The sequence below is a fragment of the Streptomyces erythrochromogenes genome (assembly GCF_036170895.1).
GTDB classification, from domain to species: Bacteria; Actinomycetota; Actinomycetes; order Streptomycetales; family Streptomycetaceae; genus Streptomyces; species Streptomyces erythrochromogenes.
The window spans coordinates 6,216,831-6,235,846 of record NZ_CP108036.1; the positions used below are offsets into that span (position 1 = coordinate 6,216,831).

A 19,016-nucleotide genomic window follows, 5' to 3' on the forward strand; every position below is an offset into this window, starting at 1 on the left:
GGGCGGCCCCGGCCAGCCCGTGCCCCCGGCCCGCCGTGCGGCGCGGCCGCGTGCGGACCCCCGCCACCCGGCGAGCACATCGGAGGGGAGTGCTCAACGGGTGGCGTGGGCCAGCCCCTGCCCGCCCGCGCCCCGCGACAGCACGGCGTCGGTGACCTGCCGGTCGATCCGCGCGTACTCGTCGCGCTTCGCGGCCGGCAGCGCCTCGTCCGAGGCCGCGCAGGAGGCGCAGACGACGCGGAACGGCGGGCCCATGTCCGAGTACTGCGTGAGGTACTCGGCCTTCACCACCTCCCAGCGGCCCGGGCGGTCCGCCGCCGGGGCGAAGGTGAAGCGGGGGACCGATGACTGGTTGCCGCGCAGCTTGTCGGCCGGGACGAAGCTGGCGACCTGGTCGCCCATGCCGAAGACCACCCAGGTGCCGTTGATCTTCTCGTAGGGCTGCGGCACGTGGTTGTGCGTGCCGATGATCAGGTCGATGTCGGGGAGGCCGTCGGCCGAGCGGGAGGCGGTCAGCGCCTGCGCCAACTCCTTCTGCTGCTCGTCGGGCGCCGTCTGCCACTCGGTGCCCCAGTGGACGCTGAGCACCACCACGTTCGCGCCGCCCGCCCGGGCCGCGCGGGCGTCGGCGATGATCCGGTCCTTGTCGATCAGGTTCACCGCCCACGGCTTGTCCTGGGGGAGAGGGATGCCGTTCGTGCCGTACGTGTACGACAACTGGGCGACCTTCGCGCCGCCCGCGGAGAGCAGGGCCGGCGCCTTGGCCTCCTCCGCGCTGCGCGCCGAGCCGACGTGCGGGATGCCGACCCGGTCGAGGTGCTCCAGGGTGCGGGCCAGGCCCTGGTAGCCGTCGTCCAGCGTGTGGTTCGAGGCGGTGGAACACCCGTCGTACCCGGCGTCCTTGAGCGCGTCCGCCAGCTGGTGCGGGGCCTTGAAGGCGGGGTAGCCGGTGTAGGGGCCGCCGGGGCGCCCGTACGGTATCTCGTGGTGGCATATCGCCAGGTCGGCGGCGGAGACCAGGGGTTTGACCCCGGCGAGTATCTTCCGGAAGTCGTACTCCCCTGCCGCGTCGGCGTCGTCCCCCGCCCGCTGGATGATCGACGGGTACGGGATGATGTCCCCGGTCGCGACCAGCGTGAACGGCTGCCCCGCGGGGACGGCGGGAGCGGCGGGGGCCGCCGGCCGGGACGTCCCGCCCTGGCCCGGCTCGCCCCCCAGCTGCTGCTGCGCGGCGGGCGCGCCGCCCCTGTCGAGCAGCTGCGGTACGGCGTACAGCGCGCCGCCCGCGACCACCAGTGCGGCCAGCACTGCGCCTGTAGCGGCGGATGCCTTCATTCCCGACCCCCGTTGTTCGTGAACCGATGCGGGGATCCTCGAACGGCCCCGCCCCCGCAGCCATCGTAGGTGGGCCGTTCGAGTGAATCCGAGCCTGGAACCCCCGAAAACTTGCAGGTCAGGGAAGGGGAGGAAAAAGAAGCGTGAGGTCAGCGGGAGGTCAGGGCGAGGGCGCGGTCCAGCGCCTGCAGCAGCCGCCCCGTCGTCGCCCGGTCGCGCACCGCCAGCCGGAGCCAGGTCCGGTCCAGCCCGGGGAAGGTGTCCCCTCGCCGGACCGCGAAGCCCAGGGCCCGCAGCCGGGTGCGGACCTCTGCTCCGTCCGCCACCTTGATCAGGACGAACGGCCCCTCGGCCACGCCCGCGACCTCCACCTCGTCGAACTCCGCGAGCCCCGCCAGCAGATGCGCCCGGTCCACCGCGATCCGCCGCGCCGCCTCCTCCGCCTCGGCCAGCGCCGTCGGAGCCACGCAGGCCTCGGCAGCCACCAGGGCGGGCGTGGACACCGGCCACAGCGGCTGCGCCGCCGCCAGCTTCGCGATCACCTCGGGCTCGGCCAGCACGTAGCCGATCCGCAGCCCCGCCAGACCCCACGTCTTCGTCAGGCTCCGCAGGACCACCAGCCCCGGCAGGTCCGTCCGGCCCGCGAGGGCCTCCCGTTCGCCCGGGACGGCGTCCATGAACGCCTCGTCCACCACCAGGATCCGGCCCGGCCGGGCCAGCCGCGCCAGCGTCGCCGCGGGGTGCAGGACGGACGTCGGGTTGGTCGGATTGCCGATGACCACCAGGTCCGCGTCCTCCGGCACGGCCGCGGGATCGAGCCGGAACCCGTCCGCGGCCCGCAGCACCACCCGCTCGACCCGGTGGCCGGCGTCCCGCAGGGCCGCCTCCGGCTCGGTGAACTGCGGATGCACCACGACCGGCCGTACGGCGCCCAGGGCCCGCGCGATCAGCACGAAGGCCTCCGCCGCCCCGGCCGTCAGCAGCACCCGCTCGGCCGGCAGGCCGTGCCGGGCCGCCACCGCCGCGCGGGCGGCCCGCCCGTCGGGATACGCGGCGAGGTCCCCGAGGGAGGCGGCGATCCGCTGCTTGAGCCACTCCGGGGGCGTGTGCGCCCGTACGTTGACCGCGAGGTCCACCAGGGCGGAGCCCGCGTCCACCACCTCGGCGTCCCCGTGGTGGCGCAGGTCGTGCGCCTCGGCCGTGGCCACCGCACAGGTCGCGGACAGCGAACGCCGCTTGGGCACGAGGAGTTCCCCGCCCGCCATCAGCGCGGCGGCCTCCGCCACCGAGGGAGTCCCGGTCGCGGCCCGCGCCGCCTCCGAGGGGTGCGGTACGGCGACGGCGGCCAGCCGGTCCGCGGGATAGCCGAGGACGGGCACGCCGAAACGTTCCGCCGCGCCGGCGATCCCCGCCTCGGCCGCCTTCGAGTCCACCGTGGCCAGCGCCGTGACCGCCTCCGCGGCCAGTCCGGCGCCCCGCAGCGTCTCCTCGACCAGGGCGCAGACCTCCTCGACGGAGACCCCCGCACGGCCGCCGACCCCGACCACCAGCCGCGTCGTGTACTCGCCCACCTCGGGGCCTCCCTCCGTAGTCACCGTCACCGGCACATCACCCGACACCGGTCATTCATTCGTCAACACCGCTACGCCGACCGCCCCGACACGGACGTGCGCGCGGGCCGAGGAATCTGTATTCAGGGGCACATGGCCGTGATCGTGGCGTTGGGCGCGTTCCTGATGACCCTGCTGGGCGGTTGGACGGCGCAGCGCGTCACCGACCGCCGCCACCTCGTGCTGGGCCTGGCGGGCGGCCTGATGCTCGGCGTCGTCGGCCTCGACCTGCTCCCGGAAGCCCTGCACGCGGCGGGCAGGGAGGTCTTCGGCGTCCCGCTCGCCCTGCTCCTCTTCGTGGCCGGCTTCCTGGTCGCCCACGTCGTCGAACGGCTGCTGGCCGTGCGCCAGGCCGCGCACGGCGCCGAGAACGGTGCGCGCGTCCCGGAGGTCGGGCTCACCGCGGCCTCCGCGATGGTCGGCCACAGCCTCGCCGACGGGGTGGCGCTCGGCGCGGCCTTCCAGGTCGGCGGCGGGATGGGCGTGGCCGTGGCGCTGGCCGTGATCACCCACGACTTCGCCGACGGGTTCAACACGTACACGCTCACCAGCCTCTACGGCAACGACCGCCGCAAGGCCCTGATGATGCTCTTCGCGGACGCGGTCGCCCCGGTGGTGGGCGCCGCGTCCACTTTGCTCTTCACCCTTCCGGAGGAACCCCTCGGCGCGTACCTCGGGTTCTTCGGAGGCCTGCTGCTCTACCTCGCGGCCGCCGAGATCCTGCCCGAGGCGCACCACAAGCACCCCGCCCTGTCCACGCTGATGTGCACGGTGGGCGGGGTGGCCGGGATCTGGCTGGTGGTGGGCATCGCGGAGTGAGCCGACAGGGTTCACCGCCGTGCTGCCGCGGCTTCCCGCACGGCCGCCGTCCGCGCGGCCGCGGCCTCGGTGAAGCGGCGGGCGACGGACGGCTCCGCCGCCCAGTGCGTGTGCAGATAGCTGGCGTGCACACCCTCCTGGACGAAGCCCTCGACCCGGCGCTCGGGATGCGTGAACCCCCATGCGGGAGCGGCCCCGGCGCCCGGCTCGATCACCGTCCGGTGGAACTCGTGCCCGCGCAGCCGGGTACCGGCCGCCGCCAGCGAGCTGTCGGACACCGCCACCGCCTCGCGGTAGCCGAGGGTCAGCCGCTCCGACATCCGCGCGTCCGCGTCGAGCACCCCGCACATGGGCTTGCCGTCCAGCGACCGCGCCAGGTACAGCAGCCCGGCGCACTCGGCCGCCACCGGACCGCCGGCCGCGGCGAACGCGGAAACGGCCTGGCGCAGCGCCCCGTTGGCGGACAGCTCGGGCGCGTACACCTCCGGGAAGCCGCCGCCGATCACCAGGCCGCCGGTCCCCTCGGGCAGTGCCTCGTCCCGCAGCGGGTCGAAGGTGACGACTTCCGCCCCCGCGGCGCGCAGCAGCTCGGAGTGCTCGGCGTACGAGAACGTGAACGCGGGCCCGCCGGCGACCGCGATGACCGGTGCGGACGCGCCGGGGGCGCCGCCCCCGGACCCCCGCGCCTCGAACGCCGGCGGGGCCGCATGTGGCGACCACGGCTCGCAGGACAGCGGCGGGGCCGTCCGCGCCAGCGCCATCAGCGCGTCCAGGTCGCAGCCCGCCCGCACCTGTTCGGCCAGCGCCGCCACGGCGGCCAGCGCGTCGGCGTGCCGCTCGGCCACCGGCACCAGCCCCAGGTGGCGCGAGGGCGTGGCCACCTGCGGGGCCCGCCGCAGGACACCGAGCACCGGCATCCCCGCCTCCTCCAGGGCCTCCCGCAGCATCACCTCGTGCCGGTCGGAGCCGACCTTGTTGAGGATCACGCCGCCGAGGCGCACCTGCGGGTCGAAGGAGGCGAAGCCGTGCACCAGCGCCGCCACCGACCGCGACTGCGAGGAGGCGTCGACCACCAGCACCACCGGCGCCCGCAGCAGCTTCGCCACCTGCGCCGTCGATGCCAGCTCGCCCCGGCCCGCGGCCCCGTCGTAGAGCCCCATCACGCCCTCGACCACGGCCAGGTCGCACCCGGCCGCCCCGTGCGCGAACAGCGGAGCGACCAGCTCCGGCCCGCACATGAAGGCGTCGAGGTTGCGTCCCGGCCGGCCGGTGGCCAGCGCGTGGTAGCCGGGGTCGATGTAGTCGGGCCCGGCCTTGTGCGGGGACACGGCGAGGCCGCACTCCGCGAAGGCCGCCATCAGGCCCGTGGCCACGGTGGTCTTGCCGCTGCCGGACGACGGCGCGGCGACGACCAGCCGGGGAACGTCGAACGAAGTCACCACTCGATGCCCTTCTGGCCCTTCTGGCCGGCGTCCATCGGGTGCTTGACCTTCGTCATCTCGGTGACGAGGTCCGCGAACTCCACCAGCTTCTCCGGCGCGTTGCGGCCCGTGATCACCACGTGCTGGGTGCCGGGACGGCTCCGCAGCACCTCGATGACCTCGTCGACGTCGATCCAGCCCCAGTGCATCGGGTACGCGAACTCGTCGAGCACGTACAGCTTGTGCGTCTCGGCGGCCAGATCGCGCTTGACCTGCTCCCAGCCCTCCTTCGCCGCCTGCTCGTTGTCGAGCTGCGCGTCCCGCTGGACCCAGGACCAGCCCTCGCCCATCTTGTGCCAGACGACGGTGCCGCCCTCGCCGGAGGCGCCGAGCACCTTGAGCGCGTTCTCCTCGCCGACCTTCCACTTCGCCGACTTGACGAACTGGAACACCCCGATCGGCCAGCCCTGGTTCCAGGCGCGCAGCGCCAGCCCGAAGGCGGCCGTGGACTTGCCCTTGCCGGGTCCGGTGTGGACGAAGACGAGCGGGCGGTTGCGGCGCTGGCGCGTGGTGAGCCCGTCGTCCGGAACGACGGACGGCTGTCCCTGAGGCATTACGCGGCCCTCCTGGTGGTGTGGGTGGCGGGAGTTGTCACTGCGGTACGTACGTCCTTCACGAGTCCGGCCAGGGAGTCGGCCCGCAGCCCGTCTAGGGTGACGGCCGGCCCGCCGAGGTCGGCGGCCAGAGCCCCGGCCAGTCCCAGCCGGACCGGCCCCGACTCGCAGTCCACGACGACGGACGCGACCCCGTCGGCGGCCAGCAGCCGGGCACTGCGCGCCGTCAGCTCGCGCGGGTCGCCGCCGACGGCCCCGGCCGAGGTGGCCCGCCCGTCGGTGACCACGACCAGCAGCGGACGGCGGCTCGGATCCCGCAGCCGCTCGATCCGCAGCACCTCGCGGGCCTTCAGCAGCCCGGACCCGAGCGGGGTGCGGCCGCCGGTGGGCAGCTTCTCCAGTCGGGCGGCGGCCGCGTCCACCGAGGAGGTGGGAGGCAGCGCCAGCTCGGCGGCGGCGCCCCGGAAGGTGATCAGTCCGACCTTGTCCCGCCGCTGGTAGGCGTCCAGGAGCAGCGACAGCACGGCGCCCTTGACCGCGCTCATCCGCTGCCGGGCGGCCATGGAGCCGGAGGCGTCGACCACGAAGAGGACGAGGTTGCCCTCGCGGCCCTCACGGGTGGCCTGGCGCAGGTCGTCCTTGCGGATCACCAGGCCGCGCCCGGTGCGGCCGCGCGCCTTCTGGTGCGGGGCGGCCGCGTGCACGGTGGCCGCCAGGTGCAGCTTCGTGAGCTGGCCGCGGGGGCGCTGGGCGCCGGTGGTGCGGCCGTGCGCGGTGCGGGCGCGCGAACGCCGCCCTGCGGCGCCCTCACCGAGCCCCGGAACGCTCAGCATCTTGGTCCGGAACGGCTCGGCCGCCCGTACGGCGGCCTGCTCGGGCCCGCCGGCCTCCTGGGCGGGGGACTGCGGGGCGCCTTCCGGAGCGTCCGCGGGAGCCTCGGCGGGCTCCGCCGGGTGCTGCGCGTCCTGGGGTCCGCCGCCCTGCGGGGGCACACCGCCGCCGTCGGGGCCGCCGCCGTCGTCCGGGCCCTGCGGGTTCTCGGGGCCCCCGTCCGGGTCGGGCTCCGGGTCGGTACCGGGGTCCGGCTCCGGGTCCGGCTCGTCCTGCGGCTCCTCGTCGGGGAACTGGTCGAGGATCTGGTCCAGCTTGTCCTCGTCCAGGCCCGGCGCGTCGAAGGGGTTGCGGCGCCGCCGGTGGGGGAGCGCGAGCAGGGCGGCCTGCCGTACGTCCTCCTTCAGCACGGTCGTCCGGCCCGCCCAGGCGGCCAGCGCGGTCGCGGTCCGCGCCATCACGATGTCGGCCCGCATGCCGTCGACCTCGAAGCCGGCGCAGGTCGCGGCGATCTGCAGGAGCGCGTTGTCGCCGAGGCGGACCTGCGGCAGCAGCGCCCGCGCGGCCACGACCCGGGCGCGGACCTCGTGCTCGTCCCCCGACCAGCGGGCGGCGAAGCCCGCGGGGTCGTCCTCGTAGGCGAGCCGGCGGCGGACGACCTCCACCCGCTGGGCGGGCTCGCGGGAGGCGGCGACCTCCACGGTCAGCCCGAAGCGGTCGAGGAGCTGCGGGCGCAGCTCGCCCTCCTCCGGGTTCATGGTGCCGACGAGCAGGAACCGGGCCGCGTGCCGGACCGAGACGCCCTCGCGCTCCACGTACGAGGCGCCCATCGCGGCGGCGTCCAGCAGCAGGTCGATCAGGTGGTCGTGGAGGAGGTTGACCTCGTCGACGTAGAGGATCCCGCGGTGGGCGTCGGCCAGCAGCCCCGGCTCGAAGGCCTTCACGCCCTCGGCGAGGGCCCGTTCGATGTCGAGGGCGCCGACGAGGCGGTCCTCGGAGGCGCCGACGGGCAGCTCCACCATGCGGGCCGGCCGGGCGCCGCCGGGGCCGGCCTCGTGCGGACCGTCGGGGCAGTCCGGGTCCGGCGCGACGGGCGCGCACGAGAAGCGGCAGCCGGGCACGACGTCGACCTGCGGCAGCAGCGTCGACAGCGCGCGCACGGCGGTGGACTTGGCGGTCCCCTTCTCGCCGCGTACGAGCACACCGCCGACCGCCGGGCTCACGGCGTTCAGCAGGAGCGCCAGCCGCAGGTCGGTCTGGCCGACCACCGCGGTGAACGGATAGGGCGTGCTCATGCGTTGCTCACTCCTTGGAAGGTGCGGACCGTTACTGGGGCGCCGCCCCAGACCCCGCGCCCCGATCGCCGGCGGGGCTGAGATCCCAGCCTCGCCGGCGATCGGGGCGCGGGTCCGGGCAGAGCCCGGTTTCGGGTAGGGGCGGGGCGGGGGAGAGCCGCCCGCGGGGCGGGGCGCGTCACGGCGCGCCCGGAGGGAGGAACGGGAGGCCGGCCGGGGCGCCGGCTTCGATCAGGCCCAGCAGCGCGTCCGTGTCCGCGTGCTGTTCGATCAGGTCGCCCAGCAGGTCGAGCTGTTCCTCGCGCAGAGCGGCGAAGGAGGTGTCCGGGGCCGGTACGAACCGCCGTCCGGCGGCCGCCGCCACCTCCCGCAGGAACGCCCGGCGGAAGCCGTCCGACTCCAGCGAGCCGTGCCAGTGCGTACCCCACACCGCACCGACCCGGCAGCCGTCCAGGAACGGCTCCCCGCCCAGGACCTCGGCCACCCCGTGGTGGATCTCGTACCCCTCGACAGGTTCCCCGAGCGCCGAGCCGACCGGCCGCGCCAGGGTCTTCTCCCGTTCGAAGCGGACGCGTACGGGCAGCAGCCCCAGGCCCTCCACCGAGCCCGCCCGCGATTCGACGTCGTCCTCGATGTGCTCGCCCAGGGCCTGGAAGCCGCCGCAGATGCCCAGTACCGGCCGGCCCTCGGCGGCCCGCCGCGCCAGCGCGTCCGCCAGCCCTCGTTCGCGCAGCCACGCCAGTGCCTTCACCGTGCCGCGGGTGCCCGGTACGACGACCAGGTCCGCGTCGGCCAGCTCCTCGGCGCGGTCCACGAAGCGCACCACGACCCCCGGCTCGGCCGCGAGCGCGTCGACGTCCGTGAAGTTCGACATCAGCGGCACCGCGCACACGGCGACCCGCAGCACGTCCTCGCCCACGGGCGGCGCCACCACGGACTCGCGGACGGCGCCCCGCAGGGAGACGCGCAGGCCGTCCTCCTCGTCGATGCCCAGCCCGTGCTGGAACGGCAGCACCCCGTAGGTCGCCCGACCGGTCAGGCCGCGCAGCATCTCCATGCCCGGCTCCAGCAGCGACACGTCGCCGCGGAACTTGTTGACCAGGTACCCGGCGATCAGCGCCTGGTCCTGCGGGGAGAGCAGCGCCGTCGTCCCGAAGAAGGACGCGAAGACCCCGCCGCGGTCGATGTCGCCGACCACGACCACCGGGAAGCGCGCGGCCCGCGCGATGCCCATGTTCACGATGTCGGTCCGGCGCAGGTTGATCTCCGCCGGACTGCCGGCCCCCTCGCAGATCACGGCGTCATACGTGCCCCGAAGCTGCTCCAGGCAGTCCGTGACGATGCCGAGGAGCTGCTCCTGGCGCCCGCCGTGGTAGCCGCGAGCGCTCATCTCGCCCACGGGCTTGCCCAGCAGTACGACCTGGCTGCTGCGGTCGCTGCCGGGCTTGAGCAGCACCGGGTTCATCAGCGCGGTCGGCTCCACGCGGGCCGCCTGGGCCTGCATCGCCTGGGCGCGCCCGATCTCGGCGCCCTCCCGGGTGACGAAGGAGTTCAGCGACATGTTCTGCGCCTTGAAGGGCGCCACCTTCACGCCCTGGCGGGCCAGCCAGCGGCAGATGCCCGCTGTGACCACGCTCTTGCCCGCGTCCGACGTGGTGCCCGCGACCAGCAGGCCCCCGCCGCGCCTCGTGCCGCTCATGCGCGTCCCCCTCGTGCTCGTGCCAGCAGCAGCCGGGTGGCCACGCAGGCGCCCAGGGCCAGCCACGTCACCTGCCGCGACAGCCGTACCGCCCGCTCGATGTCCGCGACCTCCACCGGCCGCCCCGCCCCGCCGTTCAGCACGGCCCGGTGCTCCACCCGGCCGCCGTAGGCCAGGGTCCCGCCCAGTCTGACGCCGAGCGCCCCGGCGAAGGAGGCCTCGACGGGACCGGCATTCGGGCTCGGGTGCGCGGCGGCGTCCGCGCGCCAGGCGCGCACGGCTCCGCGCCGGTCGGGGCCGGCCACCACGGCGGCCAGGGCCGTCAGCCGGGCGCCGGGCCAGCCGGCGAGGTCGTCGAGCCGGGCGGAGGCCCAGCCGTAGCGCAGGTAGCGGGGGGACTTGTGGCCGACCATCGCGTCCAGCGTGTTGACGGCGCGGAACGCCAGCAGTCCGGGGACCCCGGCGGCGGCGCCCCACACCAGGGCCCCGACCACCGCGTCGGAGGTGTTCTCGGCGACGGACTCCACGACGGCCCGGGCCATCTGCTGTCCGTCCAGGGAATGCGGGTCGCGGCCGCACAGGTGCGGCAGCCGCTCGCGGGCCACCTCGACGTCCCCGGCGGCGAGCGCGCCGCCGATGGCACGGGCCTCCCGGCCCAGCGAGGTGCCGCCCACGACGGCCCAGGTGGCGGCGGCGGTCAATGCGATACGCGCGGCCGCGGGGCGGGAGCGCACAGAGCGGGCGCCCAGCGCGCCGACGACGGCCGCGCCCCCGGCGCACAGCAGGGTGTGCAGGACGCCCCGGCCGCGGTCGTCACGCCACAGGGAGCGCTCGACTGCGGCGGCGGCTCGTCCGAAGGCGGCCACGGGGTGCCCTCGGCGGGGATCACCGAGGATCCGGTCGCCGATCAGGCCCGCCGTGGCGCCGTACGCGAAGACGCGATCGGCACGCATGGTGGCAGGTATGTCCTCACTCAGGGTCCGCGCCCTGGTTCGACGTGTCCGGCGGCGAGAGTTCCTGGCTCCCGGGGCGCACGCGCGGCGTGCGCTCCCCGGTGACAGTGGCGGGACCGCGCCGGATTCGCACCGGACTTCCTCTCCATGCCGCCGTATTGGCTCGGGCAGTCCACCACGCACCCGGAAGGCCCGTCAACTCGCCGTTGACCTGCGGCGCGGCAGGGTCGGGAGATGCGGAAGCTCCCCCCGGGACGAACCCGGAGGGAGCCTCACGCCTTGCCCGCGCTGCTGCGGGGATCAGGCGACGATCAGGTAGATCCCGTACGTCACGGCCGCCGCGACGAGCGCGAAGCACAGGTACGCGCCGCTGCGGGCCAGGGTGGCGGTGCCGCCCTGCTCGGTGGCGGCCTCGTGCTTGGACAGGCCCACCAGGCCCAGGGTGAAGAGGGCCACGAGGGCGACGGTGGCGAAGAGGCTGACCCCGAAGACGGAGCCGAGCGCTTCCCAGTCGATCTTCATACTGCCGATTCCTCTGTGTGTCTCTGTCTCGGTCAGACCGTGGCGGCCGGAGCCGCCGGGGTCTGCGTCGCGGCCGGGATGGTGGCCTTGAGGTCTTCGTCCGTGACCGCGGCGATGGTGCCGGCCGCGGCGACGGTCGGCGGGACGGTGACGGCCGCGATCGCCGTGGTGACGACGCCCGGCTCCTCGGCGTCCGCCTGCTCGACGTCGTTGACGTTGTGGTGGTCGACGACCTGGCGGCGAGAGATGAGCCAGATGGCCAGGCAGGAGCCGACCAGGAAGACGGTGACGGCGGCGATGCCGATGTCACCGGCGCGCATGACGAGCTCGGCACCGGCCGAGACCAGCGCGGCGGCCGGCAGGGTCAGGCCCCAGGCGACGAACATGCGGGTCGCGGTGGACCAGCGGACCACACCGCCCTTGCGGCCCAGGCCCGCACCCATGACCGCACCGGAGCACGAGTGGGTGGTGGAGAGCGAGAAGCCCAGGTTCGAGGAGGCGAGGATGACGGACGCGGCCGAGGTCTGGGCGGCGAAGCCCTGCTGCGGCTGCAGGTCGGTCAGGCCCTTGCCCATGGTGCGGATGATGCGCCAGCCGCCCAGGTAGGTGCCGAGCGCGATGGCCAGACCGGCGGAGACGATGACCCAGACCGGCGGGTTCGCGTCGGGCGCGAGCGCGCCGCCGGCGATGAGGGCCAGGGTGATGATGCCCATCGTCTTCTGCGCGTCGTTGGTGCCGTGCGCGAGGGAGACCAGGCCGGCCGAGGCGATCTGGCCGGCGCGGTAGCCCTTGGCGGAGGTCTTCTCGCCGACCTTGTCACCCAGCTTGTAGGTGAGCTTGGCGGCCAGGTACGCGGCGATGCCGGCGACCAGCGGGGCGGCGATCGCGGGGATGAGGACCTTGGTCACGACGACCCCGCCGTTGACCGCGCCGATGCCGGCGGAGGCGACAGCGGCACCGATCAGGCCGCCCATCAGGGCGTGGGAGGAACTGGACGGGAGTCCGACCAGCCAGGTGACGAGGTTCCAGAGGATCGCGCCGACCAGCGCGGCGAAGATCACCTCTGGCTGGATGCCTTCCTCGTTGACGAGGCCCTTGGAGATCGTCTTGGCGACCTCCACGGACATGAACGCGCCGACGAGGTTGAGCACGGCGGACATGGCCACCGCGGTCTTGGGCTTGAGGGCGCCGGTCGAGATGGTGGTGGCCATCGCGTTGGCCGTGTCGTGAAAACCGTTCGTGAAGTCGAACACGAGAGCGGTGATGATCACGATCCCGAGGAGAAGCGTTATGTGCTCCATTTACCCAGGCTTCTGTTTGGCGTCAGTGGCTCGGTGAACGTAGGCAACCTGGATGAACGGAAGGTGAACTGGCTCCGGCGGAGCGGTGTACGGGCACGGGGCGCGATCGGGACATTCGTCCTGATTCTTACGTAGATTTCGGCATTAACGCAGGCCAAAGCCGGGTGAATGAACCCCTCCGCCCGTCCCCGGCGGCGCACGCCGCCACCCCTGGCGTCCCTCGAAAGAGACCCAGATCACTCTCCCCGCGTAGACCCGGAAGGGTCACCTCCGGTGGCTCGCCGGACTCTGCGCGACCACACTGGAACGGTGCGTACCGTGACAGCGACGGCAGCGGCCGTCACGACGACCCTCCTCGGGGCGGGCGCGGCCGCCGTGGCGGCCGGCCGGTACGCCGCCGACGCCGCCCTGCGCCCCCGGCCCGGCGCTCCGCTCCCCGGCGGACCGCGGCTGAGCGTCCATTCCGCCGGCGACGGCAGGATCGCCCTCACCCGCTCGCTCGCCTCCCTGCGCCCCGGCGTGTACGGCCTGACCGCGCCCGGTGTGCACGCCGTCGTCGGGCCCGTGCTCCCGGACGCCGCCCACGACCCCGACACCGTCGTGCGCCGGCTCCTCTCCGTCACCCACGGCAGCCTCGACCCCGGCACCCGGGTCACCCTCACCCCCCAGGTCCACATCGGCGATCCGCGCACCGCACTCGGGCTCGACCACGCAGACGTGGACGTCCCCGGCGAGCTCGGCGCCCTGCCCGCGTGGTTCGTGCCCGCCGCCCGGGACACCTGGGTGATCACCGTGCACGGACTCGGCGCCGGCCGCGAGCACCCGATGGTGGTCATGCCCTTCCTGCACCGCCACCGGCTGCCCGTCCTGGACCTCGGCTACCGCGGCGACCTCGGTGCCCCCGAACCCCCCGACGGCCTCGGCCACCTAGGCGAATCCGAGTGGCGGGACCTGGACGCCGCCATTCGCTACGCCCTGCGTTACGGCGCCCGGCGCGTGATCCTGCACGGCTGGTCCACCGGCGCCACCATGGCCCTGCGCGCCGTCGAGCGCTCGGCGCTCGCCGACCGGATCTCGGGCCTGGTGCTCGACTCGCCCGTGCTCGACTGGCACACCACCCTGCGCGCACTCGCCGCGGCGCGCCGCACCCCGGCCCTGGTGCTGCCGCTGGCCGTGCGGGCCGCCGAGGGCCGCGCGGGGCTGCGCGCCGACCGGCTGCCGCCCGGCGCCGACCCCGGAGCGCTGAAGGCCCCCGTACTGATCTTCCACGGCCCCGACGACACGCTCGCCCCCTGGCAGCCCTCCCAGCGGCTCGCCGCCGCCCGCCCCGACCTGATCACCCTGCACACGGTGCGGGAGGCCGGGCACGGGGCGATGTGGAACGCCGATCCCGCCGGATACGAGGAAGCCCTGCGCCGCTTCCTCACCCCTTTGATGTGAAGGCCGTGTGACGGACCGGGCCCTGCGGGCGGGTTGTCCCGGTCTGCCCCGGGGGCGGGTGGGGAAGGAGCCGATTCCGTTTGGGCTTTCGGCCAGTGACGGGCGAGACTGCTTCCGTGACGTCCCGAAAGCCTGATGAGCAGTTGGCTCGCGACTCCAGACTCCGACTCGTCTCCCCGCGCTCCGTCGCCGCGGCACGCAAGGCGGTGACCGACCGCCGCACCCGCCCCGCCCCGCGCCCTCCGGCGGGCACCCCGGCCACCGCCGACCTCGCGAACCGGGCCCGGGCCTCGCTGGCGGACGCCGTACGCCTGACCCGCTGGGCGGAACGCAACCTCGGCGCGGTGGACGGGGGCCGGCCCGCCCCCACGGGAGCCCTGCCCGCCGCCGACGTCGAACGCGCCGCCGACGAGCTGGGACTGACGCACGGCCAGATCAGGGTCGGCTGGGACCGCGCCCGCCTCGCCGGCCTGGTCGAGGTGCACGGCGGCCACGCCCGCCCCGGCTGGCGGCTGCGCGCCTGGGACCGCGACGACACCGCCGTACTGCGCGGCTGGGTCGCCCTCTTCGACGCCTGGTCGCTGGTCCACCCGGCCCCCGCCGACATCGCCCCCGAGGCCGTCGCCGAGGTCGTCGAGGCCATGCCCCAGCTGCTCTCCCTGCTCCAGCTGTCCGCGGGCCCGGTGACCGTCCCCGACCTGCTGGACCTGCTCGGCCAGCGCGTCACCGAACTGCGCGACGAGCGCTGCGAGATCCCCTACGAGGCCGAGCCCGCGACGGCGCTGACCTCCGCGGCCGGCTCCGCCGAGTCCCGCCCCGTCCCGCTCGCCCGGCTGCTGCGCTGGGCGCTCGGCGGCCTCGCCGCCGTGGACGCGGTGACCCTAGGACCCGCCCGGGCCACCCTCACCCCGCTCGGCAGCTGGGCCGTGTGGGTCAAGCTGGAGCAGATCTGCGTCGCGGCGCAGAGCCCCGCCGGGAACATCGAGCAGTCCGCCGCCGCCATGCTGCACGGCTGCGCGCGGCTCACCCCCGGACCGGCCCGCGCCGAGTACCAGGCCTGGCTCGCCGCCCGGCCCGTCGGCCACGCCGTCGCCGAGCTCCTCCAGGCCGCCCGCGGCGAGGACGCCCTGCTGCGCGGCCTCGCCTTCGAGGCGCTGCGCGTGGTCGGCGCCCCCGCGGAGCCCGAGGTGCGCGCCGCCGTGCGCGAGCCCGCGCTGCGCCCGTACGCGCTGCTCTGGCTCGCCGTGCACGACGGCGTCGACCCCGACGAGGCGCAGGACGTGCTCACCGCGGAGGAGTCGACCTGGCTCTGGGTGGACACCGCCGCCGCCATCGCCGACCACGGCGAGGCCGAGCTGCTGGCCCGCCACCTGGACTCGGCCGTCCGCACCACCGTCCCCCGGCTGCTGGACGAGGTCCGCGCGGTCGGCCATCCGCGCACCGTGCAGGTCCTGGTCGCGCTGGCCGCCGCCCACCCGGACCCGGCCCTGGCCAAGGCGGTCCGCCGGGCCGCCTTCCAGGTCCACACCGGCGGCGCCTGACACCCGCGCTACGCGCGTACGCGCCGCGGCTCCGACCGGATCCGCGGCGCGCACGTCCCGCGGCTCTCAGGCCTGCGGCGCGTAGGTGCCGAAGCTCCAGATGTTGCCCTCGCCGTCCCGGGCCATGTAGTCGCGGGAGCCGTAGTCCTGGTCGGTGGGCCCCATCAGGATCTCCACACCGTGCTCGACGGCCCGCCGGTGGTGGGCGTCCACGTCGTCGACCACGACGTAGACCCCCGAGGGGCCGGCGCCCTCCATGGCCTTGTCGAAGGCCCCGCCGGTGCCCTTGCTGCCCAGCATCACCACACCGTTGCCGTACGCCAGCTCCGCGTGCACCACCGAGCCGTCGTCCCCCTCGTACACCGCGACCTGGCTGAAGCCGAAGGCCTCGGTCAGCAGCTTGATCGCCGCCTTCGCGTCGCGGTAGACCAGCGTGGGACAGATGGACGGAACGCCTGCCATGACGATCACTCCCTCTCGTGACGGTGACCCGCGTCACACAGCATGGCAGGCGCCGCCGACGGTCAGCGGAAGGTGTTGCACTGGGCCATGTCGCCGGTCCGGTAGCCCTGGTAGAACCACTGCTGGCGCTGCTCGGCCGAGCCGTGCGTCCAGGACTCCGGGGTCACCCGGCCCTGGAACTTCTCCTGGATCCGGTCGTCGCCGACCGCGGCCGCCGCGTCCAGCCCGTCCCTGATGTCCTGGTCGGTCAGCGTGGTGATCAGGGGCCGCCCCGTGGACTCATCCGGGGTCCGCGTCGCGTTGTGCGCCCACACCCCCGCGTAGCAGTCGGCCTGCAGCTCCACCTTGACCGCGTTGCTGTTCGCGCCCTGCCGCCCGTCCTGGGCCCGCTGGAGGGTGCCGGTCAGGTTCTGGATGTGGTGCCCGTACTCGTGGGCCACGACGTACGCCTGGGCGAAGGGGCCGCCGCTCGCGCCGAACTTGGTCCGCAGCTCCTCGAAGAAGCCCAGGTCCAGGTAGACCTGCCGGTCGGCGGGGCAGTAGAAGGGGCCCACGGCCGCGGTGGCGGCTCCGCAGGCGGTGTTCACCCGGCCGGTGAAGAAGACCGTCGACGCCGGGCTGTACTGGCCCCCGCGCCGCGTGAACTCCTGCCGCCAGAAGTCCTGGGTGCTGTTGACCACCGCGACCAGCCGGCAGTCCTCGCGCGCGTTCGCGTCCTGCCCCGTCCGGCACGCCTGCTGGACCTGGTTGACGGAGGACGCGGCGGGAGCCGGCTCCTCGTCCCCCGAGGACAGCCCCAGCTGCTCCGGCCCCACGCCGAAGAGCAGGCCCATGATGAGCGCGAGGATGCCGACGAGGCCGCCGCCGATGGTGGCCTTACCGCCCGGGATGCGACTGCCACGCACGTCCTTGACCTCGGACGTGTCCAGATTGGCGTTGTCGTCGAACTGCATCCCGCACCGCCCTCGATCCATGGAGCAGGCGCGGCCGCGTGGCCGCCCCTGCGGCGAGTATCAACCTGTTCATCCCGATACGCGCCTCGGCCCCTCCCCGGGGGTGCCTGGGCCGAACGGGGGACGGGGGGAGTGGAGCGCGGCGGCCGGGCGGCCTCGCCGCCGCCCCGGAAACCAGTTGCACACCCCCGGTAGAATGTCTCCCATGGCGAATCTCCTCGCGGATTAACGGCGTCGAAGCCTCGCGTCCCGCCCCCTTCCGCCGTCCCGACCCGCCCTGGAGTATTTCCGTGATCACCGCCACCGGCATCGAGCTGCGCGCCGGCGCCCGCGTCCTCATCGAGTCCGCCTCTTTCCGCATTTCCAAGGGCGACCGCATCGGCCTCGTCGGCCGCAACGGCGCCGGCAAGACCACCCTCACCAAGTGCCTCGCGGGGGAGGGCCAGCCCGCCGGCGGCTCCATCACCCGTTCGGGCGAAGTGGGCTACCTCCCGCAGGACCCCCGCACCGGAGACCTCGACGTCCTGGCGCGCGACCGGATCCTGTCCGCCCGCGGTCTCGACGTCCTCATCAAGAAGATGCGGGCGAACGAGGAGCGCATCGCCACCGGCGCCGGCGCCACCCGCGAGAAGGCGCTCAAGCAGTACGAGCGCCAGGAGACCGAGTTCCTCACCAAGGGCGGGTACGCCGCCGAGTCCGAGGCCGCGACCATCTCGGCCGCGCTCAGCCTGCCGGAGCGGGTCCTCGGCCAGCCGCTGCACACCCTCTCCGGTGGTCAGCGCCGCCGCGTCGAGCTGGCCCGGATCCTCTTCTCGGACGCCGACACCCTGCTCCTCGACGAGCCGACGAACCACCTCGACGCCGACTCGATCGTCTGGCTGCGGGACTACCTCAAGAACTACCGCGGCGGCTTCGTCGTGATCTCCCACGACGTCGACCTCGTCGAGACCGTCGTGAACAAGGTGTTCTACCTGGACGCCAACCGGTCCGTGATCGACGTCTACAACATGGGCTGGAAGCTCTACCAGCAGCAGCGCGAGGCCGACGAGAAGCGCCGCAAGCGCGAGCGCCAGAACGCCGAGAAGAAGGCCGCGGCCCTGAACTCCCAGGCCGACAAGATGCGCGCCAAGGCCACCAAGACGGTCGCCGCGCAGAACATGGCCAAGCGGGCCGAGCGGCTGCTGTCGGGCCTGGAGGCCGTCCGCGTCTCCGACAAGGTGGCCAAGCTGCGCTTCCCGGACCCGGCCCCCTGCGGCAAGACGCCGCTGACCGCCGAGGGCCTGTCGAAGTCGTACGGCTCCCTGGAGATCTTCACCGACGTCGACCTGGCCATCGACAAGGGCTCCCGCGTGGTCATCCTCGGCCTCAACGGCGCCGGCAAGACCACCCTGCTGCGCCTGCTCGCGGGCGCCGAGCAGCCCGACACCGGCCAGGTCACGCCCGGCCACGGCCTCAAGCTCGGCTACTACGCCCAGGAGCACGAGACCCTGGACCCGGACCGCACGGTCCTGGAGAACATGCGCTCCTCCGCGCCCGACCTGGACCTGGTCGACGTGCGCAAGACGCTCGGCTCCTTCCTGTTCTCCGGGGACGACGTCGACAAGCCCGCGGGCGTGCTCTCCGGCGGTGAGAAGACCCGTCTGGCCCTGGCCACGCTGGTCGTCTCCTCGGCGAACGTGCTGCTCCTCGACGAGCCCACGAACAACCTCGACCCGGCCAGCCGCGAGGAGATCCTGGGCGCGCTGCGCACCTACAAGGGCGCCGTCATCCTCGTCACGCACGACGAGGGCGCCGTGGAGGCCCTGGAGCCGGAGCGCATCATCCTGCTCCCGGACGGTGTCGAGGACCTGTGGGGACCGGACTACCGGGACCTGGTGGCCCTCGCCTGACCCCTCCCCGGCCTGCCGGGGAGGTGCCGGGATGCCGTCCCGGCTCTGATCCAGTTCCTTATGGATCATTCGGCTCAGGGGTGATCCATCATCTGAGTGAGACGGTCTCGTACCGTTGCGCGTCGTACGACGGCCCCGGCCGCACCCGCGAGGGTGCCCGACCGGGGCCCTCGTTTTTCCGCGGTCCGGCCCCTGACCTGGAGATTCCCGGGGAGGTCGACGGAGTGTGACGGAAGTCATGCGGCGGAAGAGGAGATTCCGTTCTGCTCGGGTGTCCACGGCTCGGGAAATGCCGCCGTACCGACCTTGCTGAATGGGTGGCCAGGAAGCC

15 protein-coding genes and 1 riboswitch are annotated in these 19,016 nt (G+C 74.2%); of the genes, 4 read left to right on the plus strand and 11 right to left on the minus strand.

Annotated elements, in window-relative coordinates:
- Positions 1-93: 93 nt before the first annotated feature.
- Together OHA91_RS28455 and cobC are read right to left on the minus strand one after the other, a co-directional pair.
- On the minus strand, positions 94-1,335 hold the full coding sequence (locus OHA91_RS28455) for a CapA family protein (RefSeq protein ID WP_328740264.1): 1,242 nt from the start codon (positions 1,333-1,335) through the stop codon (positions 94-96).
- A 149-nt stretch (positions 1,336-1,484) separates the two neighbouring features.
- Positions 1,485-2,906, minus strand: a complete 1,422-nt coding sequence (gene cobC / locus OHA91_RS28460; protein ID WP_266502312.1) for an Rv2231c family pyridoxal phosphate-dependent protein CobC — start codon at positions 2,904-2,906, stop codon at positions 1,485-1,487.
- A gap of 132 nt (positions 2,907-3,038) precedes the next feature.
- Here cobC and OHA91_RS28465 point away from each other — a divergent pair, with 132 nt between their 5' ends.
- On the plus strand, positions 3,039-3,764 hold the full coding sequence (locus OHA91_RS28465; RefSeq protein WP_031149041.1) for a ZIP family metal transporter: 726 nt from the start codon (positions 3,039-3,041) through the stop codon (positions 3,762-3,764).
- Between the two features lie 11 nt (positions 3,765-3,775).
- Here the strand turns inward: OHA91_RS28465 and OHA91_RS28470 are convergent, their stop codons facing one another.
- The 7 genes from OHA91_RS28470 to OHA91_RS28500 form a co-directional block, all read right to left on the minus strand.
- A complete protein-coding gene (locus OHA91_RS28470) occupies positions 3,776-5,206 on the minus strand; it encodes a cobyrinate a,c-diamide synthase (RefSeq protein WP_328740265.1) in 1,431 nt (476 codons plus the stop codon).
- A complete protein-coding gene (cobO, locus tag OHA91_RS28475) occupies positions 5,200-5,799 on the minus strand; it encodes a cob(I)yrinic acid a,c-diamide adenosyltransferase (RefSeq protein WP_031149039.1) in 600 nt (199 codons plus the stop codon). The genes OHA91_RS28470 and cobO overlap by 7 nt, the downstream gene beginning before the upstream one ends.
- Entirely contained in the window at positions 5,799-7,925 is a 2,127-nt protein-coding gene (locus OHA91_RS28480) for a putative cobaltochelatase (protein ID WP_031149038.1), read from the minus strand. Before OHA91_RS28480 ends, cobO begins: the two co-directional genes overlap by 1 nt.
- Before the next feature lie 178 nt (positions 7,926-8,103).
- Positions 8,104-9,624, minus strand: coding sequence for a cobyric acid synthase (locus tag OHA91_RS28485; RefSeq protein ID WP_031149037.1), 1,521 nt, complete (start codon positions 9,622-9,624; stop codon positions 8,104-8,106).
- On the minus strand, positions 9,621-10,577 hold the full coding sequence (locus OHA91_RS28490) for a cobalamin biosynthesis protein (RefSeq protein ID WP_031149036.1): 957 nt from the start codon (positions 10,575-10,577) through the stop codon (positions 9,621-9,623). Before OHA91_RS28490 ends, OHA91_RS28485 begins: the two co-directional genes overlap by 4 nt.
- Positions 10,578-10,635: 58 nt before the next feature.
- A riboswitch (cobalamin riboswitch) is annotated at positions 10,636-10,721 on the minus strand.
- Positions 10,722-10,877: 156 nt separating this feature from the next.
- Positions 10,878-11,099 carry a hypothetical protein gene (locus OHA91_RS28495; protein WP_030849642.1) on the minus strand — a complete coding sequence of 74 codons (222 nt, stop codon included), beginning with the start codon at positions 11,097-11,099 and terminating at the stop codon, positions 10,878-10,880.
- A gap of 32 nt (positions 11,100-11,131) precedes the next feature.
- The gene (locus OHA91_RS28500) at positions 11,132-12,400 is read right to left on the minus strand and encodes an inorganic phosphate transporter (protein WP_031149035.1); all 1,269 of its coding nucleotides are present in this window, start codon (positions 12,398-12,400) and stop codon (positions 11,132-11,134) included.
- Between the two features lie 309 nt (positions 12,401-12,709).
- Here OHA91_RS28500 and OHA91_RS28505 point away from each other — a divergent pair, with 309 nt between their 5' ends.
- Both OHA91_RS28505 and OHA91_RS28510 read left to right on the plus strand, forming a co-directional pair.
- Positions 12,710-13,840: an alpha/beta hydrolase family protein gene (locus tag OHA91_RS28505; RefSeq protein ID WP_328740266.1), complete on the plus strand. Its 1,131-nt coding sequence runs from the start codon at positions 12,710-12,712 to the stop codon at positions 13,838-13,840.
- A gap of 116 nt (positions 13,841-13,956) precedes the next feature.
- Positions 13,957-15,381 (plus strand): hypothetical protein, encoded by a 1,425-nt coding sequence (locus OHA91_RS28510; protein WP_381629040.1) that lies wholly within the window; start codon positions 13,957-13,959, stop codon positions 15,379-15,381.
- A gap of 66 nt (positions 15,382-15,447) precedes the next feature.
- Here OHA91_RS28510 and OHA91_RS28515 read toward each other — a convergent pair whose 3' ends face one another.
- Together OHA91_RS28515 and ypfJ are read right to left on the minus strand one after the other, a co-directional pair.
- Positions 15,448-15,843 (minus strand): VOC family protein, encoded by a 396-nt coding sequence (locus tag OHA91_RS28515; RefSeq protein ID WP_030849654.1) that lies wholly within the window; start codon positions 15,841-15,843, stop codon positions 15,448-15,450.
- Between the two features lie 62 nt (positions 15,844-15,905).
- Positions 15,906-16,796: a KPN_02809 family neutral zinc metallopeptidase gene (ypfJ, locus tag OHA91_RS28520; protein WP_328740268.1), complete on the minus strand. Its 891-nt coding sequence runs from the start codon at positions 16,794-16,796 to the stop codon at positions 15,906-15,908.
- Between the two features lie 290 nt (positions 16,797-17,086).
- Between ypfJ and OHA91_RS28525 the strand changes: the two genes are divergently transcribed.
- A complete protein-coding gene (locus OHA91_RS28525) occupies positions 17,087-18,685 on the plus strand; it encodes an ABC-F family ATP-binding cassette domain-containing protein (protein ID WP_328740270.1) in 1,599 nt (532 codons plus the stop codon).
- Positions 18,686-19,016: the final 331 nt, after the last annotated feature.